17 protein-coding genes and 1 tRNA gene are annotated in these 20,875 nt (G+C 63.5%); 5 read left to right on the top strand and 13 right to left on the bottom strand.

Annotation, left to right across the window (positions count from 1 at the left end; translation table 11 throughout):
• On the top strand, positions 1-615 hold the full coding sequence (locus AC1DJB_RS07550) for a TetR/AcrR family transcriptional regulator (protein WP_284988767.1): 615 nt from the start codon (positions 1-3) through the stop codon (positions 613-615).
• Here the strand turns inward: AC1DJB_RS07550 and AC1DJB_RS07555 are convergent.
• The 4 genes from AC1DJB_RS07555 to AC1DJB_RS07570 all read right to left on the bottom strand — a co-directional run bounded on the left by AC1DJB_RS07555 (position 612) and on the right by AC1DJB_RS07570 (position 4,295).
• A complete protein-coding gene (locus tag AC1DJB_RS07555; RefSeq protein WP_059388629.1) occupies positions 612-1,772 on the bottom strand; it encodes a globin domain-containing protein in 1,161 nt (386 codons plus the stop codon). The two genes, AC1DJB_RS07550 and AC1DJB_RS07555, sit on opposite strands and share 4 nt — an antisense overlap.
• 153 nt (positions 1,773-1,925) lie before the next feature.
• Positions 1,926-2,375 carry an RrF2 family transcriptional regulator gene (locus AC1DJB_RS07560; protein WP_059388630.1) on the bottom strand — a complete coding sequence of 150 codons (450 nt, stop codon included), beginning with the start codon at positions 2,373-2,375 and terminating at the stop codon, positions 1,926-1,928.
• A 24-nt stretch (positions 2,376-2,399) separates the two neighbouring features.
• Positions 2,400-2,849 (bottom strand): hypothetical protein, encoded by a 450-nt coding sequence (locus AC1DJB_RS07565; protein ID WP_059388631.1) that lies wholly within the window; start codon positions 2,847-2,849, stop codon positions 2,400-2,402.
• Between the two features lie 27 nt (positions 2,850-2,876).
• A complete protein-coding gene (locus AC1DJB_RS07570; protein ID WP_441433457.1) occupies positions 2,877-4,295 on the bottom strand; it encodes a phosphomannomutase/phosphoglucomutase in 1,419 nt (472 codons plus the stop codon).
• A gap of 124 nt (positions 4,296-4,419) precedes the next feature.
• Here AC1DJB_RS07570 and AC1DJB_RS07575 point away from each other — a divergent pair, with 124 nt between their 5' ends.
• Together AC1DJB_RS07575 and AC1DJB_RS07580 are read left to right on the top strand one after the other, a co-directional pair.
• Entirely contained in the window at positions 4,420-6,591 is a 2,172-nt protein-coding gene (locus AC1DJB_RS07575) for a RecQ family ATP-dependent DNA helicase (RefSeq protein ID WP_441433458.1), read from the top strand.
• Entirely contained in the window at positions 6,588-8,027 is a 1,440-nt protein-coding gene (locus AC1DJB_RS07580; protein WP_441433459.1) for an MFS transporter, read from the top strand. Before AC1DJB_RS07575 ends, AC1DJB_RS07580 begins: the two co-directional genes overlap by 4 nt.
• Here AC1DJB_RS07580 and AC1DJB_RS07585 read toward each other — a convergent pair.
• From AC1DJB_RS07585 to AC1DJB_RS07595, 3 genes are all read right to left on the bottom strand, one after another.
• A complete protein-coding gene (locus AC1DJB_RS07585) occupies positions 8,008-9,090 on the bottom strand; it encodes a metallophosphoesterase family protein (RefSeq protein ID WP_441433460.1) in 1,083 nt (360 codons plus the stop codon). The two genes, AC1DJB_RS07580 and AC1DJB_RS07585, sit on opposite strands and share 20 nt — an antisense overlap.
• A 155-nt stretch (positions 9,091-9,245) precedes the next feature.
• Positions 9,246-9,333 (bottom strand) — tRNA-Ser (locus tag AC1DJB_RS07590).
• Between the two features lie 140 nt (positions 9,334-9,473).
• A complete protein-coding gene (locus AC1DJB_RS07595) occupies positions 9,474-11,735 on the bottom strand; it encodes a prolyl oligopeptidase family serine peptidase (protein WP_476910124.1) in 2,262 nt (753 codons plus the stop codon).
• A 59-nt stretch (positions 11,736-11,794) separates the two neighbouring features.
• Here AC1DJB_RS07595 and AC1DJB_RS07600 point away from each other — a divergent pair, with 59 nt between their 5' ends.
• Entirely contained in the window at positions 11,795-13,786 is a 1,992-nt protein-coding gene (locus AC1DJB_RS07600; protein WP_441437615.1) for an FAD/NAD(P)-binding protein, read from the top strand.
• Between the two features lie 134 nt (positions 13,787-13,920).
• Here the strand turns inward: AC1DJB_RS07600 and AC1DJB_RS07605 are convergent, their stop codons facing one another.
• Positions 13,921-14,700: a VOC family protein gene (locus tag AC1DJB_RS07605; protein ID WP_059388636.1), complete on the bottom strand. Its 780-nt coding sequence runs from the start codon at positions 14,698-14,700 to the stop codon at positions 13,921-13,923.
• Positions 14,701-14,823: 123 nt separating this feature from the next.
• Complete coding sequence (locus AC1DJB_RS07610; protein WP_476910125.1) at positions 14,824-15,702, bottom strand: undecaprenyl-diphosphate phosphatase; 879 nt, start codon at positions 15,700-15,702, stop codon at positions 14,824-14,826.
• A 206-nt stretch (positions 15,703-15,908) separates the two neighbouring features.
• On the opposite strand from AC1DJB_RS07610, the gene AC1DJB_RS07615 reads away from it, so the two are divergent.
• A complete protein-coding gene (locus AC1DJB_RS07615; RefSeq protein WP_441433462.1) occupies positions 15,909-16,643 on the top strand; it encodes an Ltp family lipoprotein in 735 nt (244 codons plus the stop codon).
• Positions 16,644-16,804: 161 nt separating this feature from the next.
• Here the strand turns inward: AC1DJB_RS07615 and AC1DJB_RS07620 are convergent, their stop codons facing one another.
• The 4 genes from AC1DJB_RS07620 to nirB all read right to left on the bottom strand — a co-directional run.
• On the bottom strand, positions 16,805-17,530 hold the full coding sequence (locus AC1DJB_RS07620) for an Ltp family lipoprotein (RefSeq protein ID WP_441433463.1): 726 nt from the start codon (positions 17,528-17,530) through the stop codon (positions 16,805-16,807).
• Positions 17,531-17,736: 206 nt separating this feature from the next.
• Positions 17,737-18,150: a hypothetical protein gene (locus AC1DJB_RS07625; RefSeq protein ID WP_441433464.1), complete on the bottom strand. Its 414-nt coding sequence runs from the start codon at positions 18,148-18,150 to the stop codon at positions 17,737-17,739.
• A 366-nt stretch (positions 18,151-18,516) separates the two neighbouring features.
• Positions 18,517-18,729 (bottom strand): ARPP-1 family domain-containing protein, encoded by a 213-nt coding sequence (locus AC1DJB_RS07630; protein WP_441433465.1) that lies wholly within the window; start codon positions 18,727-18,729, stop codon positions 18,517-18,519.
• 441 nt (positions 18,730-19,170) lie between these two features.
• Positions 19,171-20,875, bottom strand: a 1,705-nt coding sequence (nirB, locus tag AC1DJB_RS07635) for a nitrite reductase large subunit NirB (RefSeq protein WP_441433466.1), incomplete at its 5' end; no start/stop codon positions are given.

Raw genomic sequence — 20,875 nt, forward strand, 5'->3', positions numbered from 1 at the left:
ATGCCGCAGCAGCCTGACCACCGGAAGCTGCCGCGCCGCCGCGGGGCGGTCCTGAACAGCGCGATCTTCGAGGCGGTCCGGGCCGAGATCGCCGAATCCGGCTACGCGGCACTGACCATGGAAAGCGTGGCCGTGCGCGCCAGGGCGAGTAAAGCTTCGCTCTACCGGCGGTGGCCCGGACGCGCGGCCCTCGTCCTCGAGGCGGCATACGATGCCATGCCTGGCCCCGCCTCCGCGCCGGATACCGGCAGCCTGCGCGAAGACGCCCTGGCGATACTGCGGCTCGTGGCCCAACAACTGGAAGGAGCAGTGGGGCAAGCCATGCGCGGGCTCTTGGGGGAGGCGCTGCAGAATCCTACGGTGGCGGCTGAGGTCCACGAGTACGCTCGCGGCAACGTAGCAAGGATCATGGGCGCCATCATTGAGCAAGCCGCGGCCCGCGGCGAATGCCATCCCAGCGTGGCCACGGAGACGAGGATCGAGGCCGGCCCCGCCCTGCTGCGGCAGCGGTTCATTTTCTCCGGAGCACCGATTGACGACGATTATCTGGTGCACGTGGTGGACGAGGTGATGCTGCCACTTCTGGTTGGGCCGGGGTCGTCTGCTGCTTGCTAGTTAGCGAGCCAGATGTCCGGACCGAAGACCTCGTAGTGAATCTTTGTGGCGGGAATTCCGGCGTTGATGGCTTCGTTGCGGATGTGCTTCATGAACGGCAGCGGTCCGCAGAGGTACAGCGAGGCGTCGGTCGGAAGGTCCACCTCGCGCAGTGACATGAAGCCCGCGTTGGCCCCGGCCTGCGGTTCCTCCAGCCAGAGCTGGAGTTCGGCTGCGTCCAGGCGCTCGACGTCGTCCGTCATCTGCCCGCGCAGGGCCCAACTGTCCAGATTGCTCTCCGCGTGCAATACCAGGACTTGGCGGCTGGAGCCGGAATCGGCGAGCGAGCGCAGGATGGAAGCCGTAGGCGTGCAGCCGATACCGGCCGAGGCGAGGACCACAGGGCCGTCTCCATCCTTGAGCGTGATCTCTCCGTAGGGGTTGGAGATCTCCAGGACATCGCCGACCCCAACGGTTCCGTGCAGCACGGGCGAGACCTCGCCGCCGTCGTCGATCTTGGTCGTGAAGCTGCGGCTGGTGCCGGCGTCGCCCGAAAGCGAGTACTGGCGGACCTGGCGCAGGCCATCCGGGAGTGTGACTTTGACGCTGATGTATTGGCCGGGCAGGGCTGCGGTGATGGGGGTATCGTCGGCCGGCTCCAGGATGAAAGTCATGGACCCGGTGCCCGCGGGGGTCTTGGACGCGACCTTCCAGGGGCTCCACATCTTTCCGTTGGCCTGCGCCGCGTAGAGTCCCTTTTCGAGCTTGATCAGGGCGTCCGCCATGAGCCAATAGACCTCGGTCCAGGCTTCGGCGATTTCAGGAGTGATGACTTCGGCGAGATCCTCCGCGATGGCGGCGAAGAGGTGCTCGTAGACCACTTGGTACTGCGGCTCGGTGATCCCCAGGGAAGCGTGGCGGTGTGCGATGCGGGACAGGACCGTCTCCGGCAGGGTGCCGGGATTGCTCACCAGATGGCTTGCGAACGCGGCGATGCTTCCAGCGAGGGCCTGCTGCTGGGTGCCGGAGCGCTGGTTCGAACGGCTGAATAGCCCATCAAGCAGTTCGGGGTGCGCAGCGAACAGGCGGGAGTAGAACTTGGGGGTGATGTGGCCAATCCGTGAGCCGACGAGCGGCAAGGTGGCCTCGATGACGGGGAAGGACTTGTCCGAGAGCATAGGTACTCCTGTCGTAGTGGCCCGTGGGGTGAGTGCGGACCGGAATCAATACTTGTATTTGGAATGCAAGTATCTATAGCTAAAGTTCTACACGCTGTAGAAGGATTTCGCGAATCGACAGCCCGGAGATGACAGGACGCGCTGGAACCAGGCTTACAGTCCGGGGCGTAACCCGATCGCCTGGAATGCCGGCGCCATTTGCCGGGGGCGCGGCAGGGAAGATACGACGACGTCGTCCAACTCCCGGTAGAAGGCTTCCCTCGCCCGGGCCAGGGCGTGGCGCAGGCCGCACTCGGTAATCAGCGGGCAGTCGCCATGCACGGATTGGCACTCGGCGGGGTCGGGCCTGTTATTCAACTCCCGCAGGATGTGGCCAACGGTGGCTTGGCGTCCGGCGGCGCTGAGCCGGGATCCACCCTTGCGGCCGCGCTCGACGTCGATGAGGCCCAGCTCCCGTAGCCGAACAATGGCCTTGCTGACGTGGTGGTACGGAGTCCCCACGGCGTCTGCAATATTCTGGGTCGTCAGGAGTTCACCTGCGGGCGCGGACGACAGAACCAGGAGCGCACGCAGGCTCACATCCGCGAAGGCATTGATCTTCATGCCCTCAAGCTTACGGAGTAAGGTCTAGTCCACCCATACAAGGGGTTCATTGGTGTCAGCTTCGGCGTTGTCAAAGGTGAAGCCTTCAGCGGTCCGGGCATAGGGGACAACGGCCGCGAGGAGACCGCCGCTGCGATGCTCGGCCGCGGCGTGAATCCCGTCCGAGCCGTGCTCCGGCAGGATGACATCGCTCGTAATCGCCACCGCGCGGTATTCGTCACGGCCCTGGCGAAGCAATTCGAGGATGTCTGCCAGCATAGACTCCGTGTCGACGTTTCCCTCGTCGTCCGGCTCTCCGGGCGTTACGAAGACGATCCGAAGTTCGTTGTCCTGGGCGAGCGTGACGGCGAAGGGCAGGAAGCCACCGTTTTGTTCAAGGTGTTCCTGCGCCGTCGCCAGGGCGGCCCCAAGGGTTTCACGCACTTCGCGGAGTTCGAGTTCCTTGGTGCTTTCGAGGCCGTCGATGGAGTTCATGCTGCTGCTCGCCTTCGCGGCTGCCGGCTAGGCCCTGACCAGTGCAAGGACACGGTCCCGGACCTTTTCCATGGTGGCAACATCCTTCGCCTCGGCGTTCAGGCGTAGGAAAGGCTCCGTGTTGGAGGGACGAAGATTGAACCACCAGCTACCGTCCTTCGCGGTGAAGGTGCTGCCGTCCATGGTGTCCACGTCCACGTCTTCGCCATCAAAATCGGCGCGGACCCGCTCAATGGCTCCTGCCTTATCCTCGATTTCGGAATTGATTTCACCGGAAGAGACATAGGGCTCGTACTGGCGGCCAAGTTCGGACAGCGGGCCATCCTGCTCGCCCAATGCGGCCAACACATGCATGGCCGCAAGCATGCCGGTGTCAGCGTTCCAAAAATCGCGGAAGTAGAAGTGCGCCGAGTGTTCGCCGCCGAAGACGGCTCCTTCTTCGGCCATGACAGCCTTGATGAAAGAGTGCCCCACACGTGTGCGCACGGCCCTGCCACCGTCCGTGGCCACGAGTTCCGGGACTGCCCGTGAGGTCAGCAGGTTATGGATGATCACGGGGGTCTCTTCGCCTGCAGCCTGTGCACGGGCGATTTCCCGGCGCGCAACCATCCCCGTGATGGCAGACGGCGACACGGGTTCGCCTCTTTCGTCGATCACGAAGCAACGGTCGGCGTCGCCGTCGAACGCCAGGCCAATATCCGCACCGTGCTCGATGACTGCGGCCTGGAGATCGCGCAGGTTTTCGGGCTCAAGCGGATTGGCCGGGTGATTCGGGAAGGAACCGTCCAGCTCAAAGTACAGGGGAACAATCTCGAAAGGCAGGGCCGGAAGCAGCTGGTCACCAAGGACCGCGGGAGTGGTCAGCCCGGCCATGCCGTTTCCGGCGTCGACGACGATCTTCAGCGGACGGGAGCCCTTGAGGTCAACCAGGCTGCGCAAGTACTCCGAGTAGTCCTTCAGGACATCGCGGGTGCTGATCTTGCCCTGTACATCCGCAGCAGGGATGCTCCCGCTATTGAGGTACTTCTCCGCCAGCGCCTGGATTTCCTTGAGGCCTGTTTCGGAAGAGATCGGCTGGGCGCCGGCCTTGGACATCTTGATGCCGTTGTACTCGGCGGGGTTGTGGCTCGCGGTGAACGTCGCGCCGGCCGCATTGAGGGCACCGCAAGCGTAGTAGAGCTCGTCGGTGGAGATGAGGTCCAGGAGTTGGACATTGGCGCCGCGGCGGGCAGCGCCGTCGGCAAAAGCCTTGATGAATTCAGGGGACGACGGGCGCATGTCGCCTCCAACCAGCACAGTTTCCCCGGCGAGGCCGAGGGTGTCGACGAAGGCCGCGCCGACGGATTCCACGATGTGGGAGGTGATGGATTCGCCGACGATTCCCCGGACGTCATAGGCCTTGAAGGAAGCCGAGAGGTCAAATGTCTTGTTCTGCTCGCTAGTCACGCGCTCAATCTTACTGTGGAGCGAGGTCGTCGCCGCGCCGGGACCTCATCTATGTGGAAAACGCTTGTCCACATAGATGACGTTCCGGGTTCTGGCTGTCTGCGGGTGCTGGAATACTGAAGCCATGCCCAACAACCCGGATGCTGCCCTACTCGCAGCAGAACAGTCCACCACCCGGCTGCAGGCCCTTGAAGTACTGAAGGAGCTTGTGGGAAATGCGGACGCCCGATTCCACGACGGCCAGTATGAGGCGATTGAGGCCCTCGTCGACGCCGGACGGCGGGCTTTGGTGGTGCAGCGGACGGGCTGGGGCAAGTCGGCCGTGTACTTCGTCTCGTCGTTGTTGTTGAGGCGCCGGGGCGCAGGGCCAACCCTCATAGTGTCGCCCCTGCTCGCGCTGATGCGGGACCAAGTGGCAGCGGCCGCACGTGCCGGAGTGCGGGCCGTGGCGATCAATTCCGCCAATCAGCTTGAGTGGGACAACGTCCGGGAGCAACTGGCCGCGGACCAGGTGGACGTTCTCCTGGTTTCGCCGGAGCGGCTCACCAATCCTTCGTTCCGGGAGAACCAGCTTCCCGAGCTCATCCGCCGCACCGGCCTCCTGGTGATTGACGAGGCACACTGCATTTCGGACTGGGGGCACGATTTCCGTCCCGACTATCGGCGCATCTCCGATCTTATCGAGCAACTGCCTGGGAGTGTTCCCGTGCTGGCTACCACGGCCACAGCAAACTCCAGGGTGGTCCATGACATCGAAGAGCAGCTCGGCGCCGGAGTGCTGACCATCCGCGGGCAGCTTGGCCGGGAGTCCTTGCGGCTAGGTGTCTTGAAGCTCGCCGATTCGCGTGATCGCCTTGGCTGGTTGCTGACCCATCTGGCAGACATGCCAGGCAGCGGAATCATCTACACCCTGACTGTTTCGGCCGCTGAAGACACCGCCCGGCTGCTCTCCGAGGCAGGCCATAACGTTTTGTCCTACACCGGGCGCACGGACCCCGCGGATCGTGAACGGGCCGAGCAACTGCTCAAGGACAACCAGGTGAAGGCGCTCGTTGCCACCTCGGCGCTCGGCATGGGCTTCGACAAACCGGATCTCGGATTCGTCATCCACCTTGGCGCCCCCTCATCGCCGGTGGCCTACTACCAGCAGGTCGGCCGTGCCGGTCGTGGCGCCGCAAACGCCGATGTGCTCCTTCTTCCCGGATCCGAGGACCGCGAGATCTGGCAGTACTTTGCCACTGCTTCGATGCCCTCCGAGGAGAAGGCCGCCGCCGTACTTACCGTCTTGGCCGAAGCCGGCTCTGCCTTGTCCACCGTGGCACTCGAAGCGCGGGTGGACCTGCGCCGGACTCCCTTGGAACTCCTGCTGAAGGTCCTGGCCGTGGATGGAGCGGTGGAGCGCGTGGGCGGTGGCTGGAAGTCCACGGGACGTCCGTGGATCTATGACGCCGAACGCTACGCCCGCATCGCCGAGGCCCGGGTGGACGAGCAGGATTCCATGGTGATCTACCAGGACACCGCCGGATGCCGCATGGAATACATCACCGCGGTCCTGGACGACGAGTCCGCGCGTGCGTGCGGCCGCTGCGACAATTGCGCCGGCAGGTGGTTCCCGGCGGACGTGGCAGCAGCCGCCGCCGACGCCGCCGGGCAGACGCTTCGCCGGGCGGGCCTTGCGCTCGAGCCACGGCTTCAATGGCCCAGCGGGATGGACCGGCTGGGCGTGGCGGTGAAAGGCAAGATCAAACCGGATGAATTGCTGGCCGAAGGGCGCGTGTTGGCGCGCCTGACCGACCTCGGCTGGGGCGGTGCCCTCCGTGAGCTCTTTGCCGCCGGTGCGGCTGACCGCGAGGTTGAACCTGCCATGTTGCAGGCTTGCGTGCAGGTTTTGCGCGAATGGTCTGCCGGAGACGGCCGATTCACCGGGTGGAGCGGCCAAGGGCGTCCGGCAGCCGTCGTGAGCATCCCGTCCAGGAATAAGCCGGCGTTGGTCGAGTCCTTGGCCCGCGGCATAGCCGGAATCGGCCGGATGCCCTATTTGGGAGCCCTCGAACTCCAGCACGGCGGACCAACTGGCGGGCGCGGCGGCAACAGCGCCTACCGGCTGGCCGGTGTCTGGGAGCGCCTCGTGGTGGGTTCGGAACTTGGACAGAACCTTGTGTCGCTCGGCGGCCAAGGCATCCTTCTGGTCGATGACCTTGCGGACAGCCGCTGGACCATGACTGTTGCCGGCCGCGCTCTCAGGCAAGCCGGAGCAGGATCGGTGTTGCCTCTTGTCCTCGGCCAAGCGGCGTGACGGGCGCAGCCCCGGACGTCCTGTCCGAATCCAAGTGGCAGCCACGGCTCGCCTTGCTGGTTGCCGCCACCTTCTTCATGGAGTTCCTGGACGGAACAGTCCTTACAACCGCCATGCCGAGCATCGCCGCCGACTTCAAAGTAGTCTCGGCCGATGTCAACATCACGATGACTGCCTACCTGGTGACTGTGGCCATGGGAATTCCGCTCAGTAGCTGGCTCGCAGAACGATTTGGCGCACGCCGGATCTTCTGTCTGGCGATCGCCGTCTTCACGGTGGCGTCGGTGCTGTGCGCGGCCAGCCAGGACCTCACCCTGCTGACCTTGAGCCGGGTGGCACAGGGGGCCGGCGGGGCCATGATGGTGCCGGTAGGCACTCTCGTGGTGCTGCGGGGCACGCCCAAGTCGGAGCTTCTCCGCGCCACAGCATTCCTTGTCTGGCCAGGGTTGCTGGCGCCCGTTTTGGCGCCGCTCGTTGGCGGAGCTTTCACAACGTATCTTTCCTGGCACTGGATCTTCCTCATCAACGTGCCGCTGGGGCTTGCTGCGTTCATCGCAGCCCTGAGGCTGGTTCCGCACAAGGGAGGCGATGCGGGCCGGCGGCTCGATTGGCTCGGCCTCACGCTCACCACGTTCGGCGTCGGATCGCTTGTGGTGGGTCTTGAAGGGGTCGGCGGTCACGGCGCGGGCGCGGTTCCGGCAGCAGTGCTGCTGGCCGGAGCATTGGCTTTGGCTGGAGCGGCCTGGTGGATGCTCAAGGCCAAAGCCCCGCTCTTCGATCTCCGGGTTTTCGCCACTCGCACGTTCCGGGCCACTTCCACCGGAGGGTTCGTCTATCGCCTGACCATCAGCTCGGTGCCGTTTCTGCTACCGCTGTTGTTCCAGGACGGCTTTGGCTGGGATCCACTTAAATCCGGTGCCATGGTGGCAGCGGTGTTCATTGGCAACATAGGCATCAAGCCGGCCACGACGCCCATCATTCGGCGGTTCGGTTTCAAGCCTGTGTTGGTCTTCGCCTCTTTCGCGTCGGCCGTCACCTTTGCCGCTTGTGCGGCCCTCAACGCAGGGACGCCGGAGCCGCTGATTTTTGCCTTGCTGCTTGCCAGCGGGGCCTTCCGTTCGATCGGATTTTCCGCGTACGCCTCCGTGCAATATGCGGATATCGTTCCAAGGGAGCTACCTTCGGCCAACGCGGTGTCAGCCACCCTGGTGCAACTGGCCGCTGGTGCGGGTATTGCGGTGGGTGCGCTCTTCTTGCGTCTCTTCGATCATGCGTCGTTCTTCGGCGATGGCCCTTCCTCGGCATACCGTGGCGCCTTCCTGGCCATGGCCGCTGTGATGCTTTTGAGCACAGTGGACAGCCTCACGCTGCACCGGCACGCCGGAGCTGAAGTCAGCCGCAGTGTTGTGGGCAAAGCTACGAAGCCGGGTGCGTGAACGGGACCCGCTCGAACGACATGACGCTCGTGGCTTCCTCGGGGTTGACCGTGACCTTGAGCCAGTCCTTGGCATTGTTGGATCCATCCACGGTGATTCGCGTCAGGTTCTTCGCTGCTCTGGCCTGCCCGTAGAAGGAGAGCCACGCGGAACCGGCAGCAAGGGGGTGGTCTTGGTTGTAAACGTGGCTATCGCCGTTGATCAGGTAGACCGGCCCGCCGAACGAGTTCGATTCCTCGATCAAGGTCTGCACCAGGGGCTTGAAAGCACCAAAGTCCGCCTGCGAAGGCGCTGCGACTGTCGGGTCGAACATGTCCGCCTGCGTCATCACGACGACGGCCCGGTCACCGTTGTTCCGCGCCTTGCGGAAGGTGTCCCGCAACTCCTGGATGTCAGCTTCGGTCCTCTGCTGTACCTCGTCCACTTGGGCGGCGGTCGGCTGGCTCTGGCCAAGTCCTGTCCAAGGCAGCATCGAATTATCGCTGCCCGGAATGTTGACGGCAGTGAAGGCGACCTCATGCTTGCGGAAGCTGACGTTCTCCGGGAAGCCTTCCTTTGCCTGTGACTTCACCTGCATCGGGGAACCAAGCGTGACACCTGGCTTCGGGAAGAACACTTCCCGAACCTTGGCCAGTCTTTCGAGGGGGTTGTAGGCGCCGTTGTTCGTTCGGTGGCAGTCAGTCCACTCGTTGTCGCCCGGGGTGTAGACGAGCGGAGCCGTGAAGCTGTCGAAGTTCTTCTTGATGGCTTCGAAGTACTGGTCCGTGCACTGGGATGACCCGTTCTTGATGTCGCCCACGTGTGCTACAAAGCTCAGTTCCTTGTGTGCGTTGAGGTCCTGGATGTAGGACGGGAAGGCTTGGATCTCAGCGGCACCGTAGGGTACATCGCCGATCACGCCGAAGCTGAAGCCTTCGGTATTGCCTTGGTGTCCGTTGCCGTTGGAGCCATTCTGTCCTGAAGTGTTGCCGTCATTGGCCGCCAGTGCCGGCGGAGTGAGCAACGTGGTTGACAGCAGGACGGCCCCAACCGTCGCGATCGCGAATCTCGTCATTGAACGCATGAATCTCTCCTCGTCGGTGGTCTCCGTTACCCGGACGAGGCTATTGGCGCAAGCTGAATTCAAGGAGTCGGAGACATGAATCTTCCCCGCCAGAACCGGACGCTGAAGGCCCCGGAACGCAAAAAGGCCCCGGTCCAAGGACCGGGGCCAAAACGCGGAGACGGGGGGATTTGAACCCCCGGTGGAGTTGTGCCCCACACTTCATTAGCAGTGAAGCCCATTCGGCCGCTCTGGCACGTCTCCAGTTGCTATTGCTAGCCAACCAAGGATACGCAGAACTGGGCACCCAGTGCAAAACGGGGACGCGGGCCGCCGTCGGGCGCCGCGCCACCGCCTGCCGGACCCGACGCGGGCCGCCGTCGGGCGCTCCATCGTTGAGGGCGTTAGTGCCGTGAACCCTCCTTGCCCGCAAGCGCACGCCACAGGAAGTGCTGGCTGCGGGCTTGGAGCGAGGCCGCCTGGCGGTTGTCCGAGGCTCCCGCGTGACCGCCTTCGAGGGCTTCGTGGAACCACACGTTCGGGATGCCCATTGCCTGCATCCGGGCGGCCATCTTCCGTGCCTGGACCGGGCCTACCCGGTCATCGGAGGTGGCTGTCCAGATGAACGTCTCCGGGTAGTCCACTCCGTCGCGCAGCAGGTGGTACGGGGAGAAGGTGCGGATGTACTCCCACTGCTCCGGGACGTCGGGGTCGCCGTACTCGGCAATCCAGGAGTAGCCGGCCGAAAGCTTGGTGTAACGGCGCATGTCCAGCAAGGGGACACCGCAGGAGACGGCTCCGAACAACTCAGGGTACTGGGTGAGCATGTTGCCCACCAGCAGTCCGCCGTTGGAGCCGCCCACGCAGCCGAGCCTCCGCGGACTGGTGACGCCCCGCGAAATGAGGTGCCGTGCCACAGCGGCGAAGTCCTCGAACGCGCGGTGTCGATTCGCCTGCAAGGCAGCGCTGTGCCACGCGGGACCGTACTCGCCGCCGCCGCGGATGTTGGCTACGACGTAGACGCCGCCGCGTGAATGCGGTGCGGAACCGTCGTCGGGCGCAATGCCTTCGCTCCGGCGTTCCAGCCAGGCGCGCCCGATGGCTCCGCTGTAGGCGGGGGTCCTTGAGACCTCGAACCCGCCGTAGCCAGATAGCTGCGTTGGGTTCTCGCCGTCGAGGTCCAGGTCTTTGGACGCCACCTGGAAATAGGGCACGCGCGTGCCGTCCGCTGAGGTGGCGAAGTGCTGCTGGACCTCGTAGTCCGCCTCGTTGAAGAACGACGGCGAGGACTTCACTACCGCGTGCGTGCTCGCCACCCCGCCGTCGTGGCCTGCGTCGAGCGTGTAACTGGCGATACCCGGGGACAGGGTGCCGCGCATGAGCGTCGTGGGGGTGGTGAAGCCGGTAGCGACGAGCCAGTAGTCGTTTCCGGCGTCGTCGCCTTCTGCTTCGTCCTCGTCGTCGACGACGTAGGCGTTCACATCATGGAGCGGCGGGCACGCATCCAATAAAGTGGAGGCCCACCCGCCGGTGGAGTCCTTGCGGGCCGGGTCGAGCACCCTGATCTCGGACGAGACGTCGTGCAGCAGGTTCAGGAGGAGGTAGTTCCGGGTCCAACTCCATGACTGGAGGGAGGTGTGCTCATCCGGGGTGAAAAGCACCGTGAAGTCACGTGTCCCGGACAGGTAGCCCTCAAAGTCGGCGGCCAACAGGGATCCGGCAGGATAGGTGGTTCCGTCCACGTTCCAGTCCTGCCGAGGACGGAACATGAGCCATTCGCGGTGGGAACTGAGGTTCACGTCGGTGGGCACATCGATGGCCAGCCACGCGTCATCGCGCAGCACGGACGTGGTCCGGTTGAAGAAGTCGATCCAGTCCACCGCGAAAGTGCGTTCGAAGCCCGGGGTGGAGTCGCGGGCGACGAGCGCCATCATGTGGTCTTCGGGGATCTCGAAGATCCGCTCGGCTTCGGCCAGGGATTGGCCACGACGGAGCTTCACACAGGTGCGCGCGTACGACGAGCTGGTTTTAGGCAGGCCGTCGGCGGTCGTGGCAACCAGCAGGGTGTCGGCGTCGAGCCAGCTCACGTTGCCCTTCGCGGTCGAAAGGTCGAAACCGCCTGCAGCGGGGTCCACGAAGGTGCGGGTTTCGACGTCGAACTCGCGGTGGCGGTTGGCGTCGCCGCCGTCGGGGGAGAGGGCGATGATGGCGAGGCGGTGCGGTTCGCCTTCGGCCGGGCGCAGGAAGTTGGCGCCGTGGAAAACCCATTCTTCGCCTTCGGCGGCGGCCAGCGCATCGATGTCGAGCAGCACGTCCCATTCCGGGGCGTCGCTGAGGTAGCTTTCCCACGTGGTCCGGCGCCAGAGGCCCTTGGGGTTCTGCTGGTCTTTCCAGAAGTTGTAGTAGTGCTCGCCGCGCTTGTTGACCATGGCGATCCTGTCCGTGGAGTCCAGAACCTCCAGGATTCCGGCTTCCAGCGCGGTGTATTCGGCGTCGTCGAGCAAGTCTTCGGTGCGGGCATTTTGCTCCCGCACCCAGGCCAGCTGTTCCTCGCCATGAATGTCTTCGAGCCAGATATTCTCGTCGACAGGTTCGGGGGCGATTGCGGTACCCTGGGCAGTTTCGTTGTCGGGTGCGGGCGCTTGATCAGCTGCTGTGGTGGTCATGCCTCATCCTAGAGTGACTGTCTGAGCAGGAAGCAAGTCACAAGAAGTTAGGCTTGGGCGTGGGTAAATCGCAGAACATCCGGGTTGGGCTGATCGGGGCAGGTCCCCGCGGCACCAGTGTGCTGGAGCGATTGCTCGCCAATTGGGTCGCGACGGAAACGCACACACGCTCCCTGCACATCGACGTCGTGGACCCCTATCCCGCCGGTCCCGGGCACGTCTGGCAGCCCGATCAGTCCCGGCTCTACCTCATGAACACGCAGTCGTTCTACCCCACACTGATTCCCGAGGACGAGCGACTCGCGCCGCCCCTCGCCGGGGGCTCTTTTGAGCAGTGGCGGACGGAGAAGCAGTCCGTCGGCGGTCAAGGCCTGAGCTCCGAGGAACGGGCCGAACTTGCCTCGCTCGCCTCCCACGACTTTCCCAGCCGTGCCCTTTACGGACGGTATCTCCGTTCGACTCTTGAGGAACTGCTGGACCGCGTTCCGGCCGGAGTGGAGATCGCCTTCCACCGAAGCAACGCCGTGGCGGCGCATCCACTGCCGGGAGGCCCGGCGGACGGTTCGCCGGGCAAGCCAGCGGGCGGAGGGTTCGACGTCGAACTCGACGACGGCGCTCGGCTCACCGTGGATTCCCTCGTCCTCGCGCTGGGCCACCTTGAGTCCCGGCTCAACCCGGAGCAGCGTTCGTTCAGGGAGGTGGCAGCGGAGCTCGGGCTGCTGTATGTGCCGCCGGCCGCTCCGGCCGATGTGGACTGGGCGTTGGTCCCTGCGGGGGAGACGGTCTTGGTCCGGGGCATGGGGCTGAATTTCTTCGACGTCATGGGCCAGCTGACCGAAGGCCGCGGCGGACAGTTCGTGCCGGCCGAAGGCGGTCTCCATGGGAAGCTCAAGTACCTGCCTTCGGGCCAGGAACCGAAGATCATTGCGGCATCCAGGCGCGGCACTCCGTACCGGGCCAAGGCCGGGCTGGACGGTTACTATCCCAAGTCCGTGCGCTTGCGGTATCTGACCGAGAGCGCGGTGGAACGCTTCGCCGCGGCCGGTATCCAGCCTGGCTTCGACCATGACCTTTGGCCCCTCCTGCATCGCGACGCCTTGTGGGCCTACTACTCAACGCTGGTTGTGGCCGAGCCCGTGGCCGTGTCTGATGCGACGGAATTCCTGGCCGCTCTCGAAGACTTGTTGCAGCCCCACGCGCATGCCACCGGGCGCTGGGAAAACCATGTCGCCGAGTTGGTCTCCACCCATGTTGCATCGTCGCGCCGCCTTGACCTGCTGGGCCTCGCGGCGCCCTTGGCCGGGCACTCCTTCGCGTCCAGGAAGGAACTCGACGCCGCCGTCGTGGACTATCTGGACGATGACGCCCGCCGCTCCGCCCTGGGAGAGTCGGATCCCGTGAAGATGGCCATCGGTGCGTTGCACACCGGACGGGCCATCCTGAAGAGCGCCGTGGCCGACGGCGGTATCACGGACGAATCGTGGGTGGGCGAGCTGCGCGGCTGGTTCGAATCCTTCGTTGAGGGGCTCGCGAGCGGTCCTCCAGCGCTGCGCGCCGAACAATTGGCCGCTTTGGCGCGTGCCGGCGTCGTGAGTTTTGTGGGCCCGGATCCGCGGTTCAGCGTCGACCGTTCCCAGCGCGTCTTCCGGGCGGTATCTGCTTGGGTGCACGACGACGCCGCGGAAGCCAGGATCCTGATTGAGGCCATGTCCCCGGCGAACCGGGTAGGCGTGAGTGTTTCTCCGTTCCTGCGGCAGTTGCTCGCCGACGGATTGGTGCGGCCCAAGGTGATGATGACTGCCGAGGGAACGCCGGTGCAGACGTCCGGCTTGGATGTCGAGCCGCATCCGTACCGCGTGGTGGGTGCCAACGGTTCCGTGACTCCGGGAATGTACGCCCTCGGCCTGCAGCTTTCTTCCACGCAATGGGGTACGGCCATCGCCGCCGAGGCCCGGCCTTCCGATGGTCGCGGCTATCGGAGTGGCCAACGGACGCTCCGCGACGCCGACGAAATCGCCAGGGACATGCTCGGCCTTCCGCTCCAAAAATGAGCATGTTCCACCAATAAGACTGAGCATGCTCCCTGCCGGTTCCGACGAGTGGACATAAGCCTGATATGTCCACTCGTCGGTCCCGGGGGAGAGCATGCTCTCTGGCGGTAGCGGGCTGCGCCTGGCGGTTGGGCTTATGCAGCCTGGTTTTGGATGAGTTTGAAGATCGCACCCGTCGGGTCGGTCAGGGTGGCCATCCGGCCGTAGGGGGTGTCCTCAGCCGCCTGGACCACGGTGGCGCCCAGGGAGACGGCCTGCTCGATGGTGTCATCGACCTTGTCCACCGCGAAGTAGACGCCCCAGTAGGACGGCACCTCGGCAGGGAGGAAACCGGAGGCATCCATGATGCCTGCCTTGGAGTTGTCGCCCTCACCGAGCGTCGTATAACGGAACTCCGGGGTGTCGCCCACGACGGTGGTTTCCCAACCAAAGACGTTTTGGTAGAAGGAAACGGCCGAGTCGTACTCCTTGGCGAAGAGTTCGTGCCAAGCCGGTGCGCCTGTTTCGGCAGCCAGCTGATAGCCCTTCATCTCGCCGAACTGCCAGGCACCGATGGCCGCTCCGGAGGAATCCGCGTACATGGCCATGGTTCCCTGGTCCGGAACTTCCATGGGTTCCATGTAGACCTGGCCGCCGTTGGCGAGGGCTGCTTCGGTGGTGGCCTTGATGTCGTCAGTCCGCAGGTAAGTGGACCAGACATCGGGCATCTGGCCCATGTTTTCCTGCTTCTGCATGATCCCGGCCACCATCTTGCCGTCCTTCGAGGCGGTGATGTAGCCACCGTACTTTTCCTGATCCCCGGTCTCGTAGGTCCAGCCGAAGAGCGTGTTGTAGAAGGACTTTGCCTTCTCCGGGTCCGAGGTCATCAGGTCGATCCAGCAAGGTGAGCCGGGGGTGATGTCAGGCGTGGGCATGTTTTCTCCTGTGTCGTTACCGCGGTTGTTCCACGGTTTCATGTGTGGGTGGTGGAGACAGACAAAACCCTATGCGGGGCCTCTGACAGTTTCAATGCCTTGGCTCGATGCCATTAGCGGACCCTAGCCCATGACGAGCATCAAAATGAAGTAGATCGCTCCGCCGACCACCGAGTAGATGGCAAACGGTGTCAGGGTCCGGGTCTCGAAGAAGCGAAGCAGGAACTTGGTGGCGAACCATGCGGCGACACCCGCGCACAGCGCCCCCACCAGGAACACGCCACGCTCGTCGGCCATGGCCGGAGTGAAAAGGTCAGGCAGCTTGAGCACGGCGGCCGCGCCGATGATCGGCGTGGCGAGCAGGAAGCTGAAGCGCGCGGCGTTCTCGTTGTTCAGCCCGGACAGCAAACCGCCGGCCATGGACGAGCCGGAGCGGGAGATGCCCGGGATCAGGGCGGCTGCCTGGGCCGTTCCGATTGACAAGGCGCGCTTCCACGGCAGGGTGGCGATTTCGGCGTCGGAAGCCGTTGCGGTGGCGGGCTGCTCCGCGGCACGGCGGCTGTCTCTTGTCCGCAGGCGTTCGGCCCCGAAAAGGACCAGACCGTTGACCACCAGGAAGGCCGCGGCGATCAGCGGGGAACCGAAGAGGTTCCGGATAGGCTTCTCCAGGACCAAACCGATGATTCCCGCAGGCACGGTTCCAACCACGAGGAGCCAGCCGAGCTTTGCATACGTGTCTGACGGAGCAATCTTCCTGTCCCGGATTGAACGGCCAAGGCCCTTGGCAATCTCAATCCAGTCCCGGAGGAAGAAGAAGAACAGCACAATTGCTGTAGCCAGGTGGGTGGCAATGAGGAAGTTCAGGAATTCCGGCGCCTTCTGGTCCAGGCCCCAACCGAAGAGCTTGGGCAGGATGACGCTGTGGCCGAGGCTGGAAATCGGGAAGAGCTCGGTGATTCCCTGCAGCAGGCCCATGACGATGGCCTGGATCATATTAATCATGGGCTCGATCCTAGCCAGTACCGGTTACTGCGAGATGAACGTTTGCTGGGAGGCAGCCGGGTGCCAGCAGGTGAACGCGGTCGATAGGGTACAGATCACCGGCCCAGACAGATCGGTAGACCAAGGCTTAGACCCTTATAGTTAGGGAATCCTCCCGCCATCGCGGGGAATCATCACCGCACTGCAGAACAATGAAATCGGGGAACATGAAGCGCTACCTCTCTGCCGTCTTGGCAATGACTCTTATGTGCGGTCTCGCGGCTTGCGGGGGAGGAGTCCAACAAGCGGCATCTTCGACGGAAAAATCCACGCCCTCGCCAAGCAAAACTGCAAATCCTGTTCCCGACGTTTCCGGAAAACCTTGGGATGTTGCATTCACCGCCTTGGTGGCCGGCGGATTCAACGTCGTTATTATCGGCAAAGACGGAAAGAAATGGGCCACGGGCATTCCGAACCATACTGTCACGGTCGTTTCCCTCAAGCCTTCGGCGGGCCAGCTGTCAGACTCGGGTGACGTGGAGGTGACGGTGAACATAACCGAAGCCGAGTTTGCCGACGCCCGAAAGGCCGCGGCTGACAAAGCGGCAGCAGAACAGGCTGCGGTTGACAAGGCTGCCGCAGATAAGGCTGCCGCTGCCAAGGCCGCGGCTGGGACGGTCAGTCAGCAGAACGCTCTGCGGAAAGCTGCTCAATACCTCAATTACTCCGCCTTCTCGCGGACCGGCCTGATCAAACAACTGGAGTACGAGAAGTATTCGACCGAGGATGCGACCTGGGCCGTGGACCGCGTGGCAGTCGACTGGAACGTGCAGGCAGCCCAAAAGGCCAAGGATTACCTGAAACACTCCTCCTTCTCTCGCAGCGGGCTGGTCGACCAACTGCTCTACGAGGGCTACACCCCGGAGCAGGCAGAATACGGAGTGAGTCAGACGGGTCTCTAGTCCAAAACCGTAGCTGAACACGAGAAAGCCCGCAGTCTCAGCTGCGGGCTTTCTCGTTCGATCAATTTGTTTTAAAGCGTGTTGAGCTGCTTGTTGGCAAAGCAGACGGCGCCTTTGCCGGCAATTCCCCACTATTTGCGGACCGGCGGGACGACGGGCGGTTACTTCAGCCCTACCTGGTCGGCGGCGTACCCGGCCTGCGCATCGGTGAACTGGTTGCCGGCAGCGCTGGTTAGCTGGGTGATCAGGCTCTGGCGTGAGAAACCCATGCCTGAGGACATGTAGCCCTTCGCTGCCTTGACGGCCTCCGCGTTCCAGTCCGCACCCGAATTGGCGACAGCGGACTCAGCCTGCGGCGCCGTGAATTCGTTACCGGCACTTGAGGTGAGCTGCTTGGTAAGTGAAGCCTGCGAGAAACCCATGCCGGAGGTCAGATAGCCTTTTGCCGCCTTGAGGGCCTGTCCGTTCCAATCTGCACCGGAGTGATCGACGGCCCACTGGGCGTCGGCCTGCGCGAATCCGTTGCCGGCGCTTGAGGTGAGCTGCTTGGTAAGTGAAGCCTGCGAGAAGCCGATGCCAGAATCCAGGTAGCCCTTTGCTGCGGCCAGTGCCTGAAGCTGAGCTGCGGTCCCGCTTGGCGCAGCGGGACCGGCGGCTTGTGTGCTCGCGGTCGAAGTGGCCGCAGCGCTCGTTGCTGCGGTGTCCTTCTTACCGGAGTTGGCAGCGATCGCGATAACGATGATGACCACAAGGATCAACGGGAAAAGGAAGCGCTTCTTTTTGAACCACGGACGGGACGCCTTGCGGTAAGCTTTGTCCGCTGCGGCCTGGGCCTTGGCGTTACTCTTGACATTCTTCTTATCAATTTGAGCGTAGTTTTCTGTCATGGCAGATCCTGTCTAGATTGCTTCTTGAGTGCGAGCGGAGGTCTTGTCCCTGAGAAAAGGACTCCTGGGCTGCACCCCAAGTTCATTTCGTTTGACACGATCCCCCAGCTAAGACTTGACAATAGTGCCCGTCCTGGCAGGCGGCAAATACTTCGGGTCAGAGAGTTCGTGTCGGAAGGGAGAAATATTTCGGTGGAATGCCGTTATCATTTGGCCTCTTCGAAAGCCTTGAATGCGCGGTTCTGAGGCATCACGGTGCCAAGATTCGGGACTAACTTCAGGCAGAAGCTACTGGGATGCTCCCTGTTCCGGGCGGACAAGTGAGCGAACTGCGGCGTTCGATTCGGGAGCGCGACTCTGATTCCGGTTACCGCGTGGCAGCCGTTCTGGACCGAGAAAGACTCCCTTTTGAGAGTCTCGTGGTCACGGACCGTAAAAACGTCGTCGCCAAACGGCGCGATTCCAAGATCGCTCAGGCTCGTTGCCAACTGCCGGACATCTAGGGCTGGCGGGGTAGCCTCCGGCATTGTGGCGAAGAGCTGGAGATCCACGGCAACCGCATCGGCCAACTGAACGCAGTGTCGCAAGAAAAATGAGTGCGTCCCGAATACTTCGATCATCAAAACTGCTCCGCCAGGCCCGAGGATGACTCCAGCTGGCATTCGAGGGGAGGGGTAGCAGGAATTGCTGCGAGATCGTCCTATTTCGGCTGGTATTCAGGAGTTCCACCAAGGAGCCTGTCGGGATGATCCGCTAATGCACTGATATCGAGAACCGCGCTCCCATATCCGCCCCTGACGGCCGCCAGACTGTGAACCGTGGAGCTCTGCTCTCACTGTAAGTGGCGCACGGCAGGCCCTGCGACTGTGGGATGTGCCACCGGCTCACCGGCCCCTTTCGACGTTATAGGTATCGATTTCTCCACCTTCTCCAGCGCCCAGGACGACATCCCGTGCGCAGATCCTGTGCTGGTGGCCCCCTTCAAACTACTCGCCCTCCAGCAAAAGCGCTGGCTTGGCACCGTGATTCCTAATTCTGAGCTTGCCGACTTGAGGGCCCGACGCGAGTTCCGTCACTTCCAGATGGCTGCCGGTTCCGGTGCTGATGCCGAGCTGACCACTCGCGTTGGTCCAAACGGAGAAGACGGTTAGGGAGCCGAGCTGAGTGCCGGCGCCGATGTGGAGCTGAGGAATTGTCATTTGCTGCCATTCACAGGAAGTGATGTTGTAAAAATTGTAGAATGTAGAAGCGGTGCAAATTTGCGGGTGAACATTTATTTCATCAATTAATACAATTCATCTTTTTGAAAATGCACATATCTCCCGTAGCTCCGACCCTTTCTCGGTTCCCACAGCGGCTACCCAGGGCAAGCCTGTGGTCCAGAGCGTTCCTTAACTGCGTCCCCGTTCGATCCAGGGCCGCATTCCGGCATCGCTAGCCGACCCAGTCGGAAGGGACCGCCCCGGGATCGCGGGGCAATTGCCTTACGGGTAATCGGTAGTTCAAGCTAGGTGGTAATCAGCCTAGGGCGAATTGCGTGGGTCGGGGTGGACGGCTTCCTGTTCGGCTGGTTGAGCCTTTGGAGCTAAGACGTCCGGAACCAAGCGTCGCCCGATGTTGGGAGGCTCAGCGACCGGCTATTAGTCCCTTCCGCGGACCGGGATGCTCGCGGAAGAAATCAAGACGGCGCTCTTCTCTTCGTTGGTGGCCGGACGGATCTGGCCGCGTTCCGGGACGAAGACGATGGCCTCATCTTCCTGCTCGGGGGCGTTGACGAAGGAACGGAAGCGGCGCAGCCGTTCCGGGTCCTTCAGGGTCGCGGCCCACTCGTCCTCGTAGGACCCGACGTGCTTGGCCATGGCGGCCTCGAGCTCGTCGGCGATGCCGAGCGAGTCCTCGACGACCACCTGGCGCACGTGCTCCAAGCCGCCGTCGAGCTCTTCCTGCCAGCGGGCGGTGCGTTGAAGCCGGTCGGCGGTGCGGATGTAGTACATGAAGTAGCGGTCGATGTACTTCACCAGGGTCTCGTCGTCCAAGCCGCCGGCAAGGAGCTGGGCGTGGGCGGGGTTCGCGCCGCCGTTGCCGCCGACGTATAGGTTCCAGCCCTCCGAAGTCGCGATCACGCCGACGTCCTTGCCGCGGGCTTCGGCGCATTCGCGGGCGCAACCGGAGACGCCCATTTTGAGTTTGTGCGGGCTGCGCAGTCCCCGATAGCGCAGCTCGAGGTTGATGGCCATGGAAACAGAGTCGAGCACACCGAAGCGGCACCACGTGGAGCCCACGCAGGACTTCACGGTGCGCAGGCTCTTGCCGTACGCCTGGCCGGATTCCATGCCTGCGTCAATGAGCTCGCCCCAGATCTCCGGGAGCTGTTCGAGGCGGGCCCCGAACATGTCGATCCGCTGCCCACCGGTGATCTTCGTGTAGAGGCCGTACTTCTTGGCGATCGTCCCGATGACCACGAGCTTGTCCGGTGTAATCTCCCCGCCCGGGATGCGGGGGACCACCGAGTAGGTGCCGTCCTTTTGCATGTTGGCCAGTGCGCGGTCGTTGGTGTCCTGCAAGGTGCCGCGGCCGGCGTCGAGCACGTACGCGGAATGCTGGGAGGCCAGGATGGACGCGATGGTGGGCTTGCAGATGTCGCAGCCCGCGCCGGTGCCGTATTTGGCCAGGATGTCCTCGAAGGAGGTCAGCTCCAGCACGCGGATCGCGTCGAAAAGCTCCTGCCGGGAGAGCTCGAAGTGCTCGCACAGGGCCTTGGAGACTTCGATGCCGGACTTCTTTAGTTCCCCTTCGAGGAGCTTCTTGAGCATCGGCACGCACGAACCGCACTGGGTGCCGGCCCGGGTGCAGGCCTTGAGGCCTGGCACGTCGTGGACCGGCTCCTTGCCTTCGCATGTCCCGCACGCGTTGACGGCGTCCCGGATAGATCCTGCGGCCACGTTGTTGCAGGAGCAGAGGATCGCGTCGTCCGGGAGTTCGGTCTCGGGGGCGTCCCCGCCGCCGGCCGCGGTGAGGTAGGCGCCGGGTTCGGCGGGCAGTTCCCGGCCGAGCAGGGGGCGCAGGCTCATGTACGGGGTGGCGTCGCCGACGAAGATCCCGCCGAGGAGGGTCTTGGCATCGTCAGTGGTGACGATCTTCTGGTAGACGCCGCGGGCGGGGTCGGCGTACACGATCTCCAGGGAGTGCTCGGTCTTGGCGAACGCATCGCCGAAGCTGGCCACGTCCACGCCGGAGAGCTTGAGCTTGGTGGCGGTGTCGAAGCCGGGGAACGTCGCTTGGCCGCCGTGCAGCCGGTCGGCCACGATCTCAGCCATGGTGTTCGCCGGAGCCACGAGCCCCAGG

This window comes from Arthrobacter sp. 01T428, from assembly GCF_056398685.1.

Excerpts from the sequence above, each read along its gene's own strand:
- AC1DJB_RS07550 (WP_284988767.1), top strand. The coding sequence starts at position 1 with ATGCCGCAGCAGCCTGACCACCGGAAGCTGCCGCGCCGCCGCGGGGCG.
- AC1DJB_RS07555 (WP_059388629.1), bottom strand. The coding sequence starts at position 1,772 with ATGCTCTCGGACAAGTCCTTCCCCGTCATCGAGGCCACCTTGCCGCTC.
- AC1DJB_RS07560 (WP_059388630.1), bottom strand. The coding sequence starts at position 2,375 with ATGAAGATCAATGCCTTCGCGGATGTGAGCCTGCGTGCGCTCCTGGTT.
- AC1DJB_RS07565 (WP_059388631.1), bottom strand. The coding sequence starts at position 2,849 with ATGAACTCCATCGACGGCCTCGAAAGCACCAAGGAACTCGAACTCCGC.
- AC1DJB_RS07575 (WP_441433458.1), top strand. The coding sequence starts at position 4,420 with ATGCCCAACAACCCGGATGCTGCCCTACTCGCAGCAGAACAGTCCACC.
- AC1DJB_RS07585 (WP_441433460.1), bottom strand. The coding sequence starts at position 9,090 with ATGCGTTCAATGACGAGATTCGCGATCGCGACGGTTGGGGCCGTCCTG.
- AC1DJB_RS07595 (WP_476910124.1), bottom strand. The coding sequence starts at position 11,735 with ATGACCACCACAGCAGCTGATCAAGCGCCCGCACCCGACAACGAAACT.
- AC1DJB_RS07605 (WP_059388636.1), bottom strand. The coding sequence starts at position 14,700 with ATGCCCACGCCTGACATCACCCCCGGCTCACCTTGCTGGATCGACCTG.
- AC1DJB_RS07610 (WP_476910125.1), bottom strand. The coding sequence starts at position 15,702 with ATGATTAATATGATCCAGGCCATCGTCATGGGCCTGCTGCAGGGAATC.
- AC1DJB_RS07615 (WP_441433462.1), top strand. The coding sequence starts at position 15,909 with ATGAAGCGCTACCTCTCTGCCGTCTTGGCAATGACTCTTATGTGCGGT.
- AC1DJB_RS07620 (WP_441433463.1), bottom strand. The coding sequence starts at position 17,530 with ATGACAGAAAACTACGCTCAAATTGATAAGAAGAATGTCAAGAGTAAC.
- AC1DJB_RS07625 (WP_441433464.1), bottom strand. The coding sequence starts at position 18,150 with ATGATCGAAGTATTCGGGACGCACTCATTTTTCTTGCGACACTGCGTT.
- AC1DJB_RS07630 (WP_441433465.1), bottom strand. The coding sequence starts at position 18,729 with ATGACAATTCCTCAGCTCCACATCGGCGCCGGCACTCAGCTCGGCTCC.